We start from the raw sequence: 17,320 nt of genomic DNA on the forward strand, positions 1-17,320 counted from the left end.
CAAAAGGGGGCGGCGTGACGCGAGAAGACGAGCTCATCGCGGGCCGCTACCGGCTGGAGCGCCAGGTCGGCCGCGGCGCGATGGGCGTGGTGTGGCGGGCGCGGGACGAACGGCTGAACCGGACGGTCGCACTCAAACAGTTGCTGCCGGACACCTCGCCCGACGACGCCGCCCAGTTCCGGTCGATCGTGCGCGCGATGCGCGAGGCCCGGGTCGCCGCGCGGCTCAAGCATCCGCACGCCGTCACCGTGTACGACGTCGCCGAGCAGGACGGAACCCCGTTCCTGGTCATGGAATTCCTGCCGTCACGGCCACTGACCCAGCTCCTCGACGACGGTCCGCTCCCGGCGGGCCGGGTCGCGGAACTCGGCGCGCAGATCGCCTCGGCGCTGGCCGCCGCCCATGAGGACGGGATCCTGCATCGCGACGTCACGCCCAACAACGTCCTGATCACCGAGGACGGTACGGCGAAGATCGCCGACTTCGGGCTTTCGCACGCGACGGGCGAAGGGACCATGACCGGCGGCGGGCTCGTCGTCGGGACTCCGGCGTTCCTCTCCCCCGAGGTCGCCGACGGCGAAGAACCCGGCTACCCGTCGGATGTGTTCTCCCTCGGTTCCACGCTTTACACCGCCTTGGAGGGCGCGCCGCCGTTCGGCAGCGACGGCAACCAGATCGCGCTCCTCAAACGGGTCGCGCGCGGGGAGATCACCGTACCGCGGAACACCGGTCCGCTCGCGGACGTCCTTTCGCGGTTGCTCCGAAGGGATCCGCGGGAACGGCCCACCATGGCCGAGGCCGAGCGGATGCTCGCCGCCGTCGCCGACGGACGTCCGGCGATCCTGTCCGGGACGAAACGGCTTCCCGCTCCCCCTCGTCGTTCGCGGTTGCCGTTCGCCATCGCCGGCGGCCTGGCCGTGGCGGGCGTCGTCCTGGCCGGGATCCTGCTCTTCGACGGCGATCCGCCCGCGGAGTCGGTCGCTTCCCCTCCAGTCGCGGAGAAAACGACCGCGCCCGTGGAGAAACCGGTGTGCGAGGCCCGCTACGAGGTCACCAACCGCTGGCCCGGCGGCTCCGAGATCCGCGTCTCCGTGCGCAACGCCCAGGCCACCCGGCTCACCGGCTGGGAGGTCAGCTGGACCCTGCCGCCCGGAACGCGGATCGCCAACCTGTGGAACGGTTCCCTCGTGCAGGACGGCGACCGGGTGCGGGTTTCGGAACTCGACTGGAACGCGGTCCTGCCCGCGGGCGGGACGACCACGTTCGGCTTCATCGCGACGGTCGAGGGCGAGGGCGGGGACACGCCTGTCGCGGCGTGCCGGAGTTCCTAGCGGCTCGTGGATTCCCGTGCGTTGAGCCGCACGGGTACCTCGATCCGGCTTTCGGCGGCGCCGCCTTCGATGAGGTCCATCAGGGCGGTGGCCGCGCGGCCACCCACCTCGCGGGGGTGGACGAACATGCCGGTCACCCGCGGTGAGGTGAGCAGCAGCGAACCGCTGTCCACCGCGCTGCAGATGCCGAGTTCGCCCGGTACCGCGATCCGGCGGCGCCGGGCTTCGTGGAGGACGCCGAGCGCGAGGTTCTCCGACGTCGTGAAGACGGCGTCCGGGCAGATCGGCCGTCCGAGGAGTCTGTCCAGCGCCTCGGCGGTGCCCTCGGTGGTCGGCGGCTCGTCGATCTCGACCACCACGGGCTCCAGGCCGCGGTCGCCGGCCCACTCCGTGTAGCCCGCGACGAGATCCGCCGCGTAGGAGCGGCCGGTGTCGGTGGTGATCATCGCGGGACGCTCGTATCCGTTGTCCGCGAGGTGATCCAGCATCAGCCTGGCCGCCGCGACGAGGTCGTTGTCGACGATGACCGGGACGGGGCACGGTGCCGCCATCGGACGGCCCGTGGTCACCAGCGGGCGGTCGCGGCACCAACCGGTGGCGAAGAACGGTTCGTCGCCGCGGGGGTCCACGAGGATGGCGCCGTCGACGGCGAACGCGTTCAGCCGCTCGAGGTCCGCGTCCGGCGGGGTCAGCAACAGACCGTAGGACCGTTTCGACGCGGCTTCCGCTGCCCCATTGAGGACTTCGAGGAAGTAGTCCGAGTTGGGCACGAGCGCGCAGGCGCTACTCGCGTCGACCGAGTTCGCGAGCTGGATCGCCAGCGTGCGGCTGCGCCGGGTGACCAGTTGCTGTGCGTGGACGCTGGCCTGATAGCCGAGGTCCGCGGCCGCCTGAGCGACACGGCGCCGCGTGTCCTCCGAGATCCGGCCCTGCCCACTGAGCACATGGGACACCGTGGTGATCGAGACCCCCGCGGCGGCGGCGACGTCACGGATGGTCGGCGACACGGTCAGGCCTCCACGGGCGGTCCCCAGACGCGGTTCGGCCGGTCGGTGTCCAGCCGATAGTCGGTGACATGGGCGTCGCCCAGCCTACGGCCGAGATCCGCCGCGGCCTCCAGTGGCCGGGCGGGATCGCGGGCCACCTCGCCCCGGCTGTTGCCGATGCCGACCACGACACCGGTGAGGTCCTGGCGGAGATAACGGGTGAGTTCCTGGAACTGGGCTTCGAGTCCGGCGGTCGCGCCCCGGTAGCTCTCCTCGCACGAGATCACCACGGCCGCGCGCTTGTTCATCAGCCCCGGGACGACCTCGCCGGTATGCGGTGAACTGCCGGACGTGTAGCAGAAAAGCCGGTCGAAGAACGATTTCAGGCGACCGGTCATGCCGTACCAGTGCAGCGGTGTCGCGTAGACGATCGCGTCCGCCGGGAGCACGTGATCGAACAGCAGCCGCTCGTAGCCGTCGGCGATACCGCAGGAGCGGTCACTCAGCCGGCAACCGCGGCAATCCCCCAGCGGTGCTTCGACGAAGTCGTCGAGATGGACGAAGTCGATCGTGTGACCGGCTTCCTCCGCTCCCTTGGCCAGCGACTGGGCGAGCGCCCAGGAGTTTCCTTCACGGCGCGGGCTCGAACTGAGCACCAGGACCTTCACGTGGTTCTCCCCGGAGAGACTGCTAAAACGCTTTTGCAGTCTCTCCGGGGAGGTTTCACCTGTCAAGCGACCGAGGTCAGGCGACCTTGGCGGCAGCCGCGAGGACGACCTCCGCGACGACGTCCGGCCGCGAAACCGACACGGCGTGCGAAGCGTCGACCCGGGTGACCTCCGAACCGGCGCGCTCGCTCATGAACGCCTGCGCGGCGGCGGGGATCGCGTGGTCCTGCTCGGCGATCAGTGCCCACGACGGCACGTTCTTCCACGCCGGCTCGCCGTCGAACGGCGTGCCCAGCGCGGCCTCGGTGACCGGACGCTGGGTGACCGCCATGACGTCGGCGATCTCCGCGGGGACGTCGGCGGCGAACACGTCCGAGAAGTTCTCGGGCTTGATCGACAGCTCACCCTGCGCGGCGAGGACGTTGGTGGTGTCCGGGCCGAGCTTGCCGCCTTCGAAGCGGCCGGACAGCTCGAACACGCTCTCCCCCGCCTCCGGCTGGAAAGCGGCGATGTAGACGAGCGCCTTCACGTTCGGCGCGGTGGCGGCCGCGCGGCTGATCACCACGCCGCCGTAGGAGTGCCCGGCCAGCACCACGGGGCCGTCCACGCCGTTGACGACGTCCGCGACGTAAGCGGCGTCGGACTCGATCCCACGCAGCGGGTTCGACGCCGCGAGCACCCGATAGCCCTGCTCACGCAGCTTCGGGACGACGCCGTTCCAGCTCGACGAGTCGGCGAAAGCACCGTGGACCAGGACGATGGTGGGCTTCTGGTTGGTCATGGTTGCTCCTTCAGAGCTGGAGAGAATGATCGGTCTTTCTGCTTGAACAGTGCCCGCCCGCGAGGTCTTCCACAACGTGATGAACACGACCTAGTGGAATGACTGTTCTTTCTCTATAGTTGAGTAATGACGACTATCGACCGGGACGTGCACCCGAAGATCCGGCTGCTCGAAACCGCGTCGCGACTGTTCTACGCCGAGGGCATCCACGCCGTCGGAGTGGAGCGCCTGGTCTCCGAAGCGGCGGTGACCAGGGCGACCTTCTACCGCCACTACCCCACCAAGGACGACCTCGTCGCCGCGTACCTGCGCACCACGAGCGAGCGGATCCGCGAGGGCGTCGGCGCGGTGACGCAGGACAAACCCGCCCGTGAAGCGCTGCTCGCCGCACTGGGCATCATCGGCGACCGGACCCTCGACGACGACTTCCGCGGCTGCCAGTTCCTCAACGCCGCCGCCGAGTACCCGGACCCCGCACACCAGGTCCGCCAGGTGATCGACGACCACCGCGAGTGGTTCTTCGGCGTGCTTCGCGACCTGGCGCGCGACGCGGGACATGCCGACCCCGCGCACGCCGCACGAGCACTGGTCCTGCTTCGCGACGGCGCGCTCCATGGCGGAAACCTCGACGACCCCGCGACGGTGCGCGAAACCCTGCGCCGGGCCGTGGTCGACGTCGTCGCCTGACCGCACAGCGCGCTCCGGTCAGGCGGTCGCGACGGAACGAAGGCGTGACTCGCGTGATCAGGGACGTGACTCGCGTGCCTGGAAGCCGCACTCGGGTCCACGGCGTCCGAGCACGCGAGATCCGCCTTCAAGCACACGAGATCCGTCTCGGAGTACGCGAGTGCGGCGTCGCGTCACCCAGGCCACCAACTCGAAACCGGGTCCGGTCAGCCCGCGCGTACGGCGACGGACCTGATCCGTATCCCTCATCCGGCATCGCCGTCACGGGCAAGACATAGCGTCTTCTCGACGGTCGTAACAAGTGCTACCTTCGCGTGGGAGGGGGCACTGCCGGACCGAGGAGCGGCGATGAGGCTTTCTCCCAGCGCACACGTCGACGCGTTCTGCCGCGACCGGCTTCCGCCCGCCGAGCAGTGGCCACGGCTGGAATTCGCCCTGCCGGAACTGCGCTATCCCGACAGGCTGAACGCCGCGACCGCGTTACTCGACGACACCATCGCGCGCTTCGGCGCGGATCGGCCTTGCCTGTCGTCACCGACGGACACGTGGACGTACGGGGACGTACTCGCCCGCGCCAACCGGATAGCGCACGTCCTCGTCACCGATTTCGGCGTGGTCCCCGGCAACCGCGTCCTGCTGCGCGGCACCAACACACCGTGGCTCGCGGCGGCGTGGCTGGCCGTGCTCAAGGCGGGCGCGGTGGCCGTCACCACGATGCCGATGCTGCGGCGGACCGAACTCGACAAGATCGTCGACCGCGCCCAGCCCGCGTTGGCCCTGTGCGACGAACGCCTGCTGGACGAACTCCCGCCGGACCTGCCCGTCGTGTCCTACGGACCGGACCTCGCCGCTCGTTCGGAACGGCATCCGGAGATTTTCGCCGACGTCCCGACCGCGGCGGACGACGTCGCGTTGCTCGCCTTCACCTCCGGCACGACAGGCTCGCCGAAGGCGACCATGCACTTCCACCGCGACCTGCTCGCGATCGCGGACACGTTCTCTCGGCACCTTGTACGCCCGGTCTCCGACGATCTCTTCTGCGGCACGCCACCGCTGGCCTTCACCTTCGGCCTCGGTGGCTTGGTGATCTTTCCGCTGCGCGCCGGAGCGGCGACGCTGCTGATCGAACGCGCCACCCCGGCGGAGCTCGCGGGGATCGTGGCCGCGAAGGGTGTCACCGTGCTGTTCACCGCCCCGACCGCGTATCGCGCGATCCTGAACTCCGGCGACGGACGTCTTCTCGCCGGCGTGCGCCGGGCGGTCTCGGCGGGTGAATCGCTACCCGCTCCCGTGGCCGAGCAGTACCGGGAGGTCGTCGGGAGGCCCCTCATCGACGGCCTCGGCAGCACCGAAATGCTGCACGTGTTCATCTCCGCCGCCGACGCGGACGCCCGTCCGGGCGCGACCGGGAAGGTGGTGCCCGGCTACCGGGCCGCCGTCCTCGACATCGACGGCAAGCCGGTCCCCGACGGCACGCCCGGTTTCCTCGCCGTGCGAGGCCCCACCGGCTGCCGCTATCTCGAAGACCCGCGCCAGCGCGACTATGTGCGCGACGGCTGGAACATCACGGGCGACACCTACGTCCGGGACGCCGACGGGTACTTCAGCTTCGTCGCACGGAGCGACGACATGATCATCTCTTCGGGCTACAACATCGCCGCCCCTGAGGTCGAGGAAGTACTGCTCACACATCCCGACGTCGAGGAATGCGCGGTGATCGGGACGCCCGACCAGGATCGCGGCTCGATCGTGACGGCGTTCGTCGTACTGCGGTCCGGCACTCCCGACGGCCCCGAGGTCGCGCGGGCACTGCAGGAGCACGCGAAAGCCACGGCGGCGCCGTACAAGTACCCGCGGCGTGTCCGGTTCATCGAAGCGTTGCCGCGGAACGCGAGCGGGAAACTGCAGCGATACCTGTTGCGGGAGTTGTGAGGCGTCAGCGAACCCTCATCGCCACTCAAGGCCGGCCCGCCTCAGGTCAGCGGATCAGCACACCCGGGTTGAGGATCCCCGCCGGGTCGAGGGCGCTCTTGGCCGCGGTGAGCGCGGCGGCGAACGGATCGGGACGCTGCCGGTCGTACCAGGGCCGATGATCGCGGCCGACGGCGTGGTGATGGGTGATCGTGCCGCCGTGGCCGGCGATCGCCTCGGAGACCGCGGCTTTGATCTCGTCCCATTGCGCGACCGTGCTCCCCCAGCGCCCGGCGGCGTAGATGCCGTAATAGGGCGCGGGGCCGTCGGGATAGACATGGGTGAAGCGGCAGGTCACGACGCCGGCGCCCCCGCACACCTCGTCGATCGCGGCGCGGGCGGCCGACGTGATCGCTTCGTGGAACGCCTCGAAGTCGTCCCATGTGCAAGCGGTTTCGAAGGTCTCCACGATCAGGGAGCGCCGGGCGAGCGCGTCGCGCTGGTAGGGCATCCGCAGGAACGAAGACCGCCATGCCGACGCCGAATCCCCTTCCCGACGGGCCGAATCCTTGCTGCGCCTGGCTTTCACCGTCCCACCGTGACCGACGGCCAGCTCCACCGCGCGATCCAGCCATCCGTCGACCGGATGGTCCGCGGACTCGAACCCGACCAGCAGCAATCCCCCGCCCACGCTCGCACCGGCGTTGATGAAGGCTTCGGCGGGATCGAGCAGCCGGCAGTTCGACGGATGCAGCCCGGACTGCGCGATGGCGCGCGTGGCGCTGGCGGCGTCTTCCTGACGCTCGAAGGCGATCGACGCGGTGACCTGCCAAACGGGCCGGTCCTGCAGGCGCATCCACGCTTCGGTGATCACGCCGAGCGTGCCTTCGGAGCCGAGGAACATCCGGTCCGGCGACGGACCGGCGCCCGACCCGGGCAGACGTCGCGACTCGCTGATCCCGGCCGGGGTGACGACGCGCATCGATTCGGTGAGATCGTCGATATGCGTGGCGAGTGTGGCGAAATGCCCGCCCGCGCGGGTGGCGAGCCAGCCGCCGAGCGTGGAATGGGCGAACGACTGCGGGAAATGCCGCAACGTCAGCCCCAGCGGGCGAAGCCGGTCTTCCAGCGCGGGTCCGTGGATCCCGGCCTGGATCCGGGCCGCGCGGCTGACCGTGTCCACTTCGAGCACCGTGTCGAGGCCGGTCAGATCCATCGACACCGCGGGCCCGTCGAACCGCGGCTCGACGCCGCCGACCACGGAACTCCCGCCACCGTAAGGAATAAGTGCGATCGCGGCGTCCGAGCACCAGTCGAGGAGGTCGACGACGTCCTGCTCCGAACGCGGGCGGGCGACCAGATCCGGCAGGTGGTCGACCTGCCCGAGGAGGTTGCGGACGACGTCACGGAACGCTTTGCCCCGACCGTGGGACAACCGGTCGACGGGGTCGTCACCGCACAACGCGGCCAGCGCCGACGGCGGTCGGATCCGTGACGGCGGTACGGCGAGATCCGACGGCTCGGGCGGGCCGTGGTCGGTGAAGTCGTGACCGGGCAGTACCGCCACAGTGCGCGCGACGAGCGCGTCGGACTCCTCCGCCGACAGGGCACCGGCTGTGGTGCCCCAACCCCACCAGGAACGTTCCTCGGTCGACATCGTTGTCCCCGTCCAATCTGACTCCCCAGTAAGTTACTTTTCGGTCAGTTGCCATGTCAACGAACGCTCCCCGAACTCGACGAACTCGCGTGCCGTCCGTCCAATCACGTGTGCCGTCCGTCCAATCACGCGTGCCGTCCGCCCAATCACGCGTGTTACGCCTTGAGTCACAAGCGTCCTCCAGGACAGCTCCGGCCAGACCGACCGATTCGAGGCCTTCGACGCTTTACAACGTTGTATCAACGATGTAAAAACATCCTGACGGCTTGCCGTGGCCCGGCTCACACCTGCTCCCCACTCGGCCACGGGGTCGTTTCCACGCCTGCACAAGTCCAGCGGGAGGCGCACCTCCGCCGAGGCGGCCGCCCCCGGAGAAGGGTGTCGAGCAGATGTTGTCAACGTTGTCACCACATCGCCCCCGAGGTACGGCCAGAACCACCGGACGGTTCCGAAAGACCCTGACCGCCGCGGTGGCCGTCGTCTCCGCCCTGGCGTTGACCTCGGGCGCCGCGACGGCCGCGGAGAGCGGCTGGAAGATGGGCAAGCCGCGGATGATCACGCCGTGGACCAATCAGGTGTCGCCCACCAACGCCTTGCCCGAGTACCCGCGGCCGCAACTGGTGCGCGAGGACTGGCAGAACCTCAACGGGGTGTGGGAATTCGCCGGCGCCGCCCCCGGCGAGGTCCCGCCGTTCGGCGAGAAGCTCGCCGAGAAGATCCTGGTCCCCTACCCGGCCGAATCGGCGCTTTCCGGGATCCAGCGCCACGAGGACTTCATGTGGTACCGCCGCACGTTCACGGTGCCGAAGGACTGGAAGGTGGGCAAGGACAACAACCTCCGGATCAACTTCGGCGCCGTCGACTACAAGGCGAAGGTCTACGTCAACGGCAAGGAGGTGGCCGCACACCAGGGCGGCTACGGCGCGTTCTCCGCGGACGTGACCTCGGCACTGAAGGCCAAGGGAGACCAGGAGATCATCGTCGGCGTCGAGGACCGTGCCGACGCCACCTGGCAGCCTGTCGGCAAACAGCGGCTGGTCCCCGACCGCGGGATCTTCTACGAAGGAGCCTCGGGCATCTGGCAGACGGTGTGGATGGAACCCGTCGCGGCCAAGCACATCGGCACCCTCGGCATGGTCCCCGACCTCAAGTCCTCCACGCTCAAGCTCACCGTCGACACCGGCGGGAACTCCGGGCTGACCGTCGAGGCCGTGGTGCGCGACGGCAAGAAGGTGGTCAGTCGCAGCAAGGCCTCCGCTGCCGGGACGCTCTCGCTGCCGGTGCCCAAGGCCAAGCTCTGGTCACCGGATTCGCCCTTCCTCTACGACCTCGACGTCGAACTGAAGGACGGCCGCCGCACCGTCGACAAGGTTTCGTCCTACTTCGGCATGCGTGAGTTCGGCACCGCGAAGGGCGCCGACGGCAAACTCCGGTTCACGTTGAACGGCAAGATCCTCTTCCTGCAGTCCACTTTGGACCAGGGCTACTGGCCGGACGGCATCTACACCGCGCCCACCGACCAGGCGCTGCGCTTCGACCTCGAACAGCACAAGGTCCTCGGGTTCAACACGGTCCGCAAACACATCAAGACCGAACCCGATCGCTGGTACGCCCACGCCGACAGGCTCGGCCTCCTCGTCTGGCAGGACATGCCGTCGATGCGTACCGGCGGACGTCCGCCGGTCGACGCCCAGCAGCAGTTCAAGGTCGAGCTGAAAGAACTGGTGGAGCAGAAGAAGAACTGGACCTCGATCGTCGGCTACGTGCCGTTCAACGAGGGCTGGGCCGAGTGGTCGCGCGAGGAGACCGGGAAGGTCGCCGAAAGCGTCAAGGCGCAGGATCCGACACGGCTGGTCAACGCGCACAGCGGGGTCAACTGCTGCGACTCCCTCGGTGACTCGGGCAAGGGAGACGTCCTCGACTGGCACGCCTACCCCGGTCCCGCGAGGCCGATGCCCGACGCCAAGCGGATCTCGATCGACGGCGAGCACGGTGGCTACGGTCTCGAAGTCAAGGACCACATGTGGTTCGGCGAAGGCCACGCCTACGAGATGGTGAAGGACCAAGCGACGCTGAACAGCCGCTACGTCCAGAACCAGCGCGACGTGCTCACCTCGGCACAGAGCTGCGGCATCAGCGGCTCGATCTACACGCAGATCACCGACGTCGAGCATGAGGTCAACGGCTTCTTCACCTACGACAGGCAGGTGAAGAAGATGGACTTCGCGCAGGTGCGCGCGGTCAACCAGGCGATCATCCGCAACGCCGACGGCAGTGGTTCCGGCGCACCCGACCCGGGCCCCGGCACTCCGGGACTCACCGGCGTGCATGCCTACAAGTTCGACGAGGGCACCGGATCCAGCGCGGCGGATTCGGTCGGCGGCGCCAACGCGACGCTGACCAACGCGCAGTGGGCCGGCGGAGTCGAGGGTGGTGCGCTGGCGTTCGCGGGCAACGGCCAGGCCGACACCGGAAAGAACCTCGTCGACACGGCGGGCAGCTACTCGGTCTCGGCGTGGGCGAAGCTGGACGAGGCGAGCGGCGCGTTCCAGACCGTCGTCAGCCAGGACACCGACCGCGACAGCGCGTTCTTCCTGCAGTACTCCGGGCAGGACCAGCGGTGGGCGATGAGCTTCGTCGGTCTCCGTGCCTTGTCACCGGAGAAGCCGGAAGTCGGCCGCTGGTATCACCTGACCGGCGTCCGCGACGCGAAGGCCGGCACGTTGTCGCTCTACGTCGACGGTAAGAAGGTCGCCTCTCAGAACGCCTGCTCCGCTCAGCCGAGCACCGGCCGCACGGTGATCGGCCGCGGGCAGTACGGCGGCCAGCAGGTCGACTTCCTGCGCGGGGCGGTGGACGACGTCCGGCTCTACGACCGGCCGCTGTCCGACGCCGAGGTCGCGACCCTCGCGAAACGCGACTGACGGACACGCGGCGCCGGGAACCACTCCCGGCGCCGCGTGATCGGTTCCGCACTTCCGAAGAACCCGACAGGGCGCGAAACGAGAAGACTGGACATCGAAAGTCCAGTGATCGCGCGCGTGGAGGGGTCTAGTTGAAGGTCATCGCCATCGAGGAGCATTTCACCCACCCGACCTTGTACAACGAGGAAGGCGAGGGTGAGCTGGGCGACCACCCGATCATGGCGGGGATCCGGAAGAAGCTCCGTGACCTGGGCCGGGGCAGGATCGCCGACATGGACGCGGCGGGCATCGACGTCCAGGTCCTCTCGCACGCCGTCCCCGGCGCGGAAGCGCTGAAGCCCGAGGAAGCACACCGGGCGAGCCAAGCGAACGACGCGCTCGCCGACGCGATCTCCCACCATCCCGACCGGTTCGCCGGTTTCGCCGCCCTCCCGGTCCAGGCACCGGACGCCGCGGCCGACGAACTCCGCCGCGCGGTGGAAGAACTCGGGCTTAAGGGCGCGATGCTCAACGGCCTCACCACCGGCCGGTTCCTCGACGACGCCGCGTTCCAGCCGGTGCTCGCCGCCGCCGAAGCACTCCGGGTCCCCCTGTACCTGCATCCCGCGCTCCCGCCGAAACCCGTGCTGGACGCCTATTTCTCGGGGCTTTCCGAACTGCAGGCCGACAATCTCGCGACCGCCGCCTGGGGCTGGCATTCGGAGACCGCGGTGCACCTGCTGCGCCTCATCGTCTCCGGTGTCCTCGACGAATACCCCGGCCTGCAGATCATCATCGGGCATATGGGCGAGATGATCCCGTTCGCGTTGTCGCGGATCGACACCGTGCTGACGCCGATCAACGAGCACCTGCGTCAGCCGGTCGCGGACTATTTCAAGACGAACGTGCACATCACGACCAGCGGCTACGCCACGTTCCCGCCACTGCAGCTCGCGCTGGCCGTACTGGGCGCCGACCGGATCATCTTCTCGGTCGACCACCCGTACACCCCGAACGAGCCCATGGTGAATCTGCTCAAGACCGCGCCCATCGACGAGGCCGACCGCGAGAAGATCGCGCACGGCAACGTCGAGAAGCTACTGCGTCTTTAACTCCACCCAGTCCTGGACGATGTCGCCGAGCACGGGCAGGGTCACCTGCCCGTGGCTCAGCACGACGTCGTGGAAGTCCCGGATGTCGAAGGCCTCGCCCAGCCGTTCCTCGGCGAAGGCGCGCAACCGCTGGATCTCCAGCCTGCCCGTCATGTACGACAGGGCCTGGCCGGGCCGGTCGATGTAGCGGTCGATTTCGGATTCCGCTTCGACGTCGCTGAGCACGCAATGCTCACGAAGGTAATCGAGGCACTGCTGACGGCTCCAGCCCAGCGCGTGCAGCCCGGTGTCGACGACCAGCCTCGCCGCACGCAGTGAGTCCTCGGCGACCATGCCGAGCCGCATCACGTCGCTGGAGTACAGGCCCATCTCGTCGGCGAGCCGTTCGGTGTAGAGCGCCCAGCCTTCGTCGAACGCGGACAACGGGACCAGCGTCCGCAACCGCGGGACCCCGGCCAGGCCATAGGACAGGCCCGCCTGGAAGTGGTGCCCTGGCACGGCTTCGTGGAAGGCGACGGATTCCGCGGTGAACCGGAATCGCTCGGTCACCCGGTAGGTGTTGGTGTAGTAGAGGCCCGGACGGCTGCCGTCGGCCGACGGCGTCAGGTAGTACGCCGAGGCGGCGACCGGCCCTTCCGATTCCGGAACGGCCCGCACCACGCATTCGGTGGACGGCGTCCGGCGGAACCAGCCGGATGCGGCGGCCGTGGCCCGCGCGACCGCCTCCGTCGCGGTGTCGAGCATGTCGTCGGCGTCCCGCCAGCGCAGCGACGGGTCGGTGCGCATCCGGTGACGGACCGCCGCGGGGTCGCTCTCGCCGAACGCGGCGACGCCGAGCCGCCGGTACTCCTCGTCCAGCGCGCGGCCGAGTTCGAGGCCGGCGCGGTGCAGTTCCACCGGCGAGATCCCGGTGGTGGTGTGCGTGCGAGCCAGCCGTTCGTAGTACTCCTTGCCGCCTTCCAGCCAGCAGAGCCCCGGCCGTTCGTCGGGACGGCCGCGACCGGCGATCTCTCGGGCGAGCATCTCGCGGTAGGCGACGAGCGCAGGCCGGACCTCGTCGGCGAGCAACCGCTCCCGCCGCGCCGTCCGATCTCCGGACAGCGGCGGGAGCAGCAAGGCGTTGGGTTCGGCGGCCAGGAACCGGTCGACGTGGGCGATGGCGCCGCGCACCCCGCGTTCCACCGGTGTCCGGTCCGCCTCGATCCCGGCGCGGTGCCGGTCCGCCAGCGCCGCGAAGAACCCCGGAATCGCCGCCATCCTGGCGAGGTAGTCCTCCTCGGCCTGGTCCCCCGACGGTGTCAGTTGCGGGAGCCAGGCCAGCGCGCCCGCTCCCTCCGCCGCCAGCGGATCGGCCAGGGTGAACTCGAGCAGCCGGGCATCGAGCCGGGCCAAGAGCGATTCCGCGTGGTAGACGACGACGCCGAGCGTGACGTGGTCCGGATCGGTCGACCGCGCCGCCAGGTCGGCGACTCGTACGGCGACCTCCCGCAGCCGCGCGTCACCCGCTTCGGAGACGTCTCGCAGTTCGTGGTCGTGCCCCGGAATGTTGTCGAGGGTCGCCATCAGCGGAAGCTCGGCCGCGAGGGCGTCCAGGATCTCGTCGGCGAGCTCGGCCGCGGTCGGGTGGTTCATATCCGATGACTACCAGACACCGTCGGGTTCCCGCTGGCATTCACCCGACGAGGCCGATGACCCGTTCCGTCGGTCCCGTGTACGCGCTCGACGGCCGGATCAGGCTGTTGTCCGCCAGTTGCTCGGCGATATGCGCGGTCCAGCCGGTGATCCGGGCGGCCACGAAGATCGGGGTGAACACCGGGGTGTCGAAGCCGATCAGGTGGTACGCGGGGCCTGCCGGGTAGTCGAGGTTGGGGTGCAGGCCTTTCGCGTCGCGCATCGCGCGGGCGAGGGCTTCGTAGAGGTCGAGCAGGTGGTGGCCGCCGCGCAGTTCGGCGATCTCCTGCAGGGCCCGGCGCATCGTGGGGACTCGCGAATCGCCCTTCTTGTAGACGCGGTGCCCGAAGCCCATGATCTTGCGCCTCTCCGCGAGAGCCTTGTCGAGCCAGGCTTCGGCGTTGTCCGAGGTGCCGATCTCCTCGAACGTCGTCATCACCGCTTCGTTGGCGCCGCCGTGCAGCGGGCCCTTGAGCGCGCCGATGGCGGCGGTGACGGCACTGTAGAGGTCCGAGAGTGTGGAAGTGACGACGCGGGACGTGAACGTCGAGGCGTTGAAGCTGTGCTCCGCGTAGAGGACCAGCGACGTCTCGAAGGCGCGGACGATGACGGGTTCGGGAACCGCGCCGAGCGTCATGTACAGGAAGTTCTCCGCGTAGCCGAGGTCGTCACGCGGCGCGAGCGGGAGCAGGCCATGTCGCCGCCGCTGGGTCAGGGCGACGACGGCGGGAAGCGCGGCGAACAACCGCAGTGCCTTGGCACGGTTGGCTTCCAGGCTGTTGTCGTCCTCGTGCGGGTCGTGTGCGCCGAGGATGCTGACCGCGGTGCGCAGGGTGTCCATCGGATGCGCGGTCTCGGGCAGCGACAGCAGGGTCATGACCAGATCCGTCGGCAGGGCCCGCTGGGCGCGCTCGGCTTCGGACTGCGCGGCGAGTTGGGCCGGAGTCGGCAACTCCCCGTACCAGAGCAGGTAGGCGACCTCCTCGAACCGGCACCGCCGGGCGAGGTCCTGGACGGGATAACCCCGGTAGGTCAGTGAATTCGTGTTTGGATTGACCATCGACACCTCGGTGGTGTCGACGACGACACCGGCGAGTCCTTTGTGGATATCGGGTGCGGACATCGTGTTCCCCTCAGACGCGGAAAGTGTGGACGTTCTCGTCGAAAGTGCTGTAGGCCTGGTAATCGAGGAGGTCGTAGAGATCGCGGCGGTGCTGCATCCGGTCGAGGAGACCTTCCTGAGTTCCTTGTCCGGCAAGGACGTCCAGGCCGGCTTCCGCGGCGTGCATCGCCAGGCGCAGCAGGGTGACCGGGTAGATCACGATGTTCACGCCCAGGGATTGCAGCGTTTTCGCGTCCAGCAGCTCGCTCTTCCCGAACTCGGTCATGTTCGCCAGGATCGGGACGTCGACGGCGCCGCGCAGCCGTTCGAAGTCGGCCGGATTCCGCATCGCTTCGGGGAAGATGAGGTCGGCTCCGGCATCGGCGTAGGCCTTCGCGCGGTCGATGGCGTCGTCGATCCCGTGCACGGCGGCCGCGTCGGTGCGGGCCGCGATGACGAAGTCGGGATCACGGCGAGCGGCGACGGCGGCGGCGATCCGCCGGACCGCGACGTCGGTCTCGACGACGTCCTTGCCGTCGAGATGGCCGCAACGTTTGGGGTTCACCTGATCCTCCAGGTGCATCCCGGCGACGCCGGCGTCTTCGAGGATCTGCACGGTGCGGGCGGCGTTCATCGGCTCACCGAACCCGGTGTCGGCGTCGACCAGCGCGGGCAGCGCCGTGACCCGGGCGATCTGCTGCGCACGCGTGGCGACCTCGGTGAGTGTGGTCAGCCCGATGTCGGGCAGGCCGAGATCCGCCGAAAGGACAGCCCCGGAGATGTAGACGCCCTCGAAACCGCGTCGCTCGACGAGTTTCGCCGACAACGGGTTGAACGCGCCCGGAAAGCGTTGCAGTGTCCCGGAGTTCAGCCCGGTACGGAACGCGGCCCGTTTCTGCCCGGCGGAGGGAGCGGCGTGCAGCATCAGAGGATCCCCTTGGTCGTCGGCACGGCGTCGAGTCCGGCCGGGAGCGCGATCCCGGCGACCTCGGCCGCGTCCAGTTCCCCGAGCCGGGTGACCGTGTCGAGGAACCGGTCCTGATCCGCGGGGGCGATCACCCCGTCGGTCAGCGTACGGAACTTGGTGATGTACTGCTCGCGGGCGAACGGCCGTGCCCCGGCCGGGTGAGCGTCGGCGACGGCGATCTCGTCGGACAGCACGGTGCCGTCGGCGAGGGTGATCTCGACGCGGCCGCCGAACGCCGGCTCGGGCGCGTGGTAGCGGCGAGTCCATTCGGGATCCTCGACGGTGGCGACCTTCTGCCACAGTTCGACGGTGTCCGGCCGGGTCGCGCGGGCCCGGTCGTAGGACTTCTCGTGGTGCCACACGCCGTCCTGCAGGGCGACCGCGAAGATGTACGGGATCGAGTGGTCCAGCGTCTCGCGGCTGGCCCTCGGGTCGTACTTCTGCGGGTCACCGGAGCCCGAGCCGATCACGTGGTGCGTGTGGTGGCTGGTGTGGATCAGGATCCGTTCCACCTTGCCGAACTCGCCGATCCTCGGGCCCAGGCGTCGCGCGAGGTCGATCAGCGCCTGACTCTGGTACTCGGCCGAGTGCTCCTTGGTGTAAGTGTCCAGAATGGACCGCTTGCCCTCGCCGGGAGCGGGCAACGGAACGGTGTATTCGGCGTCCGGGCCGCTGAGCAGCCACGCGATGAAGCCGTCCTCACCTTCGTAGATCGGGCTCGGGGCACCCTCGCCGCGCAGCACCCGATCGACGGCCTCGATCGCGGCCTTGCCTGCGAACGCGGGCGCGTAGGCCTTCCACGAGGAGATCTCACCCTTGCGGGACTGGCGGGTCGTCGTCGTGGTGTGCAGCGCCTGTCCGATGGACTGGTACACGGTCTCGGTGTCCAGGCCCAGCAACGCGCCGAGTCCGCCCGCGACCGACGGGCCGAGGTGCGCGATGTGGTCGATCTTGTGTTCGTGCAGGCAGATCCCGCGGACGAGGTTCACCTGGAGTTCGTAACCCGCCGCGATCCCGCGGAGCAGGTCCGTCCCGGAGCGCCCGGTGTGCTGCGCGACGGCGAGGATCGGCGGGATGTTGTCGCCAGGGTGCGAGTAGTCCGCGGCGAGGAACGTGTCGTGGTAGTCCAGTTCCCGCACGGCGACGCCGTTCGCCCAGGCCGCCCATTCCGGCGAGAACCGGCCCTCGACGCCGAACACCGTGGCACCGGGTTCGCCGGGATGCGCCAGTGCCTGGTCACGAGCGGAACGGACGGGGCGCCGGGACAGCGACGCGGCGGCGACGGCGGCGTTGTCTATCACCCGGTTGATCACCATTTCGGCGACCTCGGCGGCGATCGGGACGTCGTCCGTGGCGACGGCGGCGAGCTTCCAAGCCAGCTGCTCCTCGCGGGGCAGCGCCTCGGCGGACCGGTAGGTGCGGACGGAGTGGTCGATCATCACTTTCCTTCGTAGACGTAAAAACCGCGGCTCGACCGCGGACGAGGTGTTCGACGCGAGGATCGCGGCCGGAGCGTGTCCTACTCACAGACCAGGACGTTGTGG

At 69.1% G+C, this 17,320-nt stretch carries 13 protein-coding genes; 5 read left to right on the forward strand and 8 right to left on the reverse strand.

The annotated features are described in order from the left end of the window. The first annotated feature begins 14 nt into the window (after positions 1 to 14). Positions 15 to 1,331: a protein kinase domain-containing protein gene (locus tag H5J31_RS24030; protein WP_181774896.1), complete on the forward strand. Its 1,317-nt coding sequence runs from the start codon at positions 15 to 17 to the stop codon at positions 1,329 to 1,331. On the opposite strand, the gene H5J31_RS24035 is transcribed toward H5J31_RS24030, so the two are convergent. From H5J31_RS24035 to H5J31_RS24045, 3 genes are all read right to left on the reverse strand, one after another. Continuing rightward, positions 1,328 to 2,338 carry a LacI family DNA-binding transcriptional regulator gene (locus tag H5J31_RS24035; RefSeq protein WP_181774897.1) on the reverse strand — a complete coding sequence of 337 codons (1,011 nt, stop codon included), beginning with the start codon at positions 2,336 to 2,338 and terminating at the stop codon, positions 1,328 to 1,330. The two genes, H5J31_RS24030 and H5J31_RS24035, sit on opposite strands and share 4 nt — an antisense overlap. Before the next feature lie 2 nt (positions 2,339 to 2,340). Further along, complete coding sequence (locus H5J31_RS24040) at positions 2,341 to 2,985, reverse strand: flavodoxin family protein (protein ID WP_181774898.1); 645 nt, start codon at positions 2,983 to 2,985, stop codon at positions 2,341 to 2,343. Between the two features lie 76 nt (positions 2,986 to 3,061). Continuing rightward, a complete protein-coding gene (locus H5J31_RS24045; protein WP_181774899.1) occupies positions 3,062 to 3,766 on the reverse strand; it encodes an alpha/beta fold hydrolase in 705 nt (234 codons plus the stop codon). Between the two features lie 126 nt (positions 3,767 to 3,892). Here H5J31_RS24045 and H5J31_RS24050 point away from each other — a divergent pair, with 126 nt between their 5' ends. Both H5J31_RS24050 and H5J31_RS24055 read left to right on the forward strand, forming a co-directional pair. Then, positions 3,893 to 4,453 carry a TetR/AcrR family transcriptional regulator gene (locus H5J31_RS24050; RefSeq protein WP_181774900.1) on the forward strand — a complete coding sequence of 187 codons (561 nt, stop codon included), beginning with the start codon at positions 3,893 to 3,895 and terminating at the stop codon, positions 4,451 to 4,453. Between the two features lie 348 nt (positions 4,454 to 4,801). Next, on the forward strand, positions 4,802 to 6,385 hold the full coding sequence (locus H5J31_RS24055) for an AMP-binding protein (RefSeq protein WP_181774901.1): 1,584 nt from the start codon (positions 4,802 to 4,804) through the stop codon (positions 6,383 to 6,385). A 46-nt stretch (positions 6,386 to 6,431) separates the two neighbouring features. Here H5J31_RS24055 and H5J31_RS24060 read toward each other — a convergent pair whose 3' ends face one another. Beyond that, the gene (locus H5J31_RS24060) at positions 6,432 to 8,021 is read right to left on the reverse strand and encodes an FAD-binding oxidoreductase (RefSeq protein ID WP_181774902.1); all 1,590 of its coding nucleotides are present in this window, start codon (positions 8,019 to 8,021) and stop codon (positions 6,432 to 6,434) included. Between the two features lie 470 nt (positions 8,022 to 8,491). Between H5J31_RS24060 and H5J31_RS24065 the strand changes: the two genes are divergently transcribed. Then, positions 8,492 to 10,945, forward strand: coding sequence for a LamG-like jellyroll fold domain-containing protein (locus H5J31_RS24065; protein WP_181774903.1), 2,454 nt, complete (start codon positions 8,492 to 8,494; stop codon positions 10,943 to 10,945). A gap of 131 nt (positions 10,946 to 11,076) precedes the next feature. Next, entirely contained in the window at positions 11,077 to 12,036 is a 960-nt protein-coding gene (locus H5J31_RS24070) for an amidohydrolase family protein (RefSeq protein ID WP_181774904.1), read from the forward strand. On the opposite strand, the gene H5J31_RS24075 is transcribed toward H5J31_RS24070, so the two are convergent. From H5J31_RS24075 to H5J31_RS24090, 4 genes are read right to left on the reverse strand one after another with little or no spacing between them, the layout of a single operon-like run. Then, positions 12,022 to 13,668 carry a DUF885 domain-containing protein gene (locus H5J31_RS24075; RefSeq protein WP_181774905.1) on the reverse strand — a complete coding sequence of 549 codons (1,647 nt, stop codon included), beginning with the start codon at positions 13,666 to 13,668 and terminating at the stop codon, positions 12,022 to 12,024. The two genes, H5J31_RS24070 and H5J31_RS24075, sit on opposite strands and share 15 nt — an antisense overlap. A 40-nt stretch (positions 13,669 to 13,708) precedes the next feature. Next, positions 13,709 to 14,830, reverse strand: a complete 1,122-nt coding sequence (locus tag H5J31_RS24080) for a bifunctional 2-methylcitrate synthase/citrate synthase (RefSeq protein WP_181774906.1) — start codon at positions 14,828 to 14,830, stop codon at positions 13,709 to 13,711. A 10-nt stretch (positions 14,831 to 14,840) separates the two neighbouring features. Beyond that, the gene (gene prpB, locus H5J31_RS24085) at positions 14,841 to 15,734 is read right to left on the reverse strand and encodes a methylisocitrate lyase (protein WP_181774907.1); all 894 of its coding nucleotides are present in this window, start codon (positions 15,732 to 15,734) and stop codon (positions 14,841 to 14,843) included. Beyond that, positions 15,734 to 17,215 carry an MmgE/PrpD family protein gene (locus H5J31_RS24090; RefSeq protein ID WP_181774908.1) on the reverse strand — a complete coding sequence of 494 codons (1,482 nt, stop codon included), beginning with the start codon at positions 17,213 to 17,215 and terminating at the stop codon, positions 15,734 to 15,736. Before H5J31_RS24090 ends, prpB begins: the two co-directional genes overlap by 1 nt. Between the last annotated feature and the right edge of the window lie 105 nt (positions 17,216 to 17,320).

It is taken from the genome of Amycolatopsis pittospori (assembly GCF_013870525.1).
Lineage (GTDB): Bacteria > Actinomycetota > Actinomycetes > Mycobacteriales > Pseudonocardiaceae > Amycolatopsis > Amycolatopsis pittospori.

Coding starts and splice junctions, on each gene's coding strand:
- H5J31_RS24090 (WP_181774908.1), bottom strand. CDS start 17,215: ATGATCGACCACTCCGTCCGCACCTACCGGTCCGCCGAGGCGCTGCCC.
- prpB (WP_181774907.1), bottom strand. CDS start 15,734: ATGCTGCACGCCGCTCCCTCCGCCGGGCAGAAACGGGCCGCGTTCCGT.
- H5J31_RS24045 (WP_181774899.1), bottom strand. CDS start 3,766: ATGACCAACCAGAAGCCCACCATCGTCCTGGTCCACGGTGCTTTCGCC.
- H5J31_RS24080 (WP_181774906.1), bottom strand. CDS start 14,830: ATGTCCGCACCCGATATCCACAAAGGACTCGCCGGTGTCGTCGTCGAC.
- H5J31_RS24050 (WP_181774900.1), top strand. CDS start 3,893: ATGACGACTATCGACCGGGACGTGCACCCGAAGATCCGGCTGCTCGAA.
- H5J31_RS24060 (WP_181774902.1), bottom strand. CDS start 8,021: ATGTCGACCGAGGAACGTTCCTGGTGGGGTTGGGGCACCACAGCCGGT.
- H5J31_RS24055 (WP_181774901.1), top strand. CDS start 4,802: ATGAGGCTTTCTCCCAGCGCACACGTCGACGCGTTCTGCCGCGACCGG.
- H5J31_RS24075 (WP_181774905.1), bottom strand. CDS start 13,668: ATGAACCACCCGACCGCGGCCGAGCTCGCCGACGAGATCCTGGACGCC.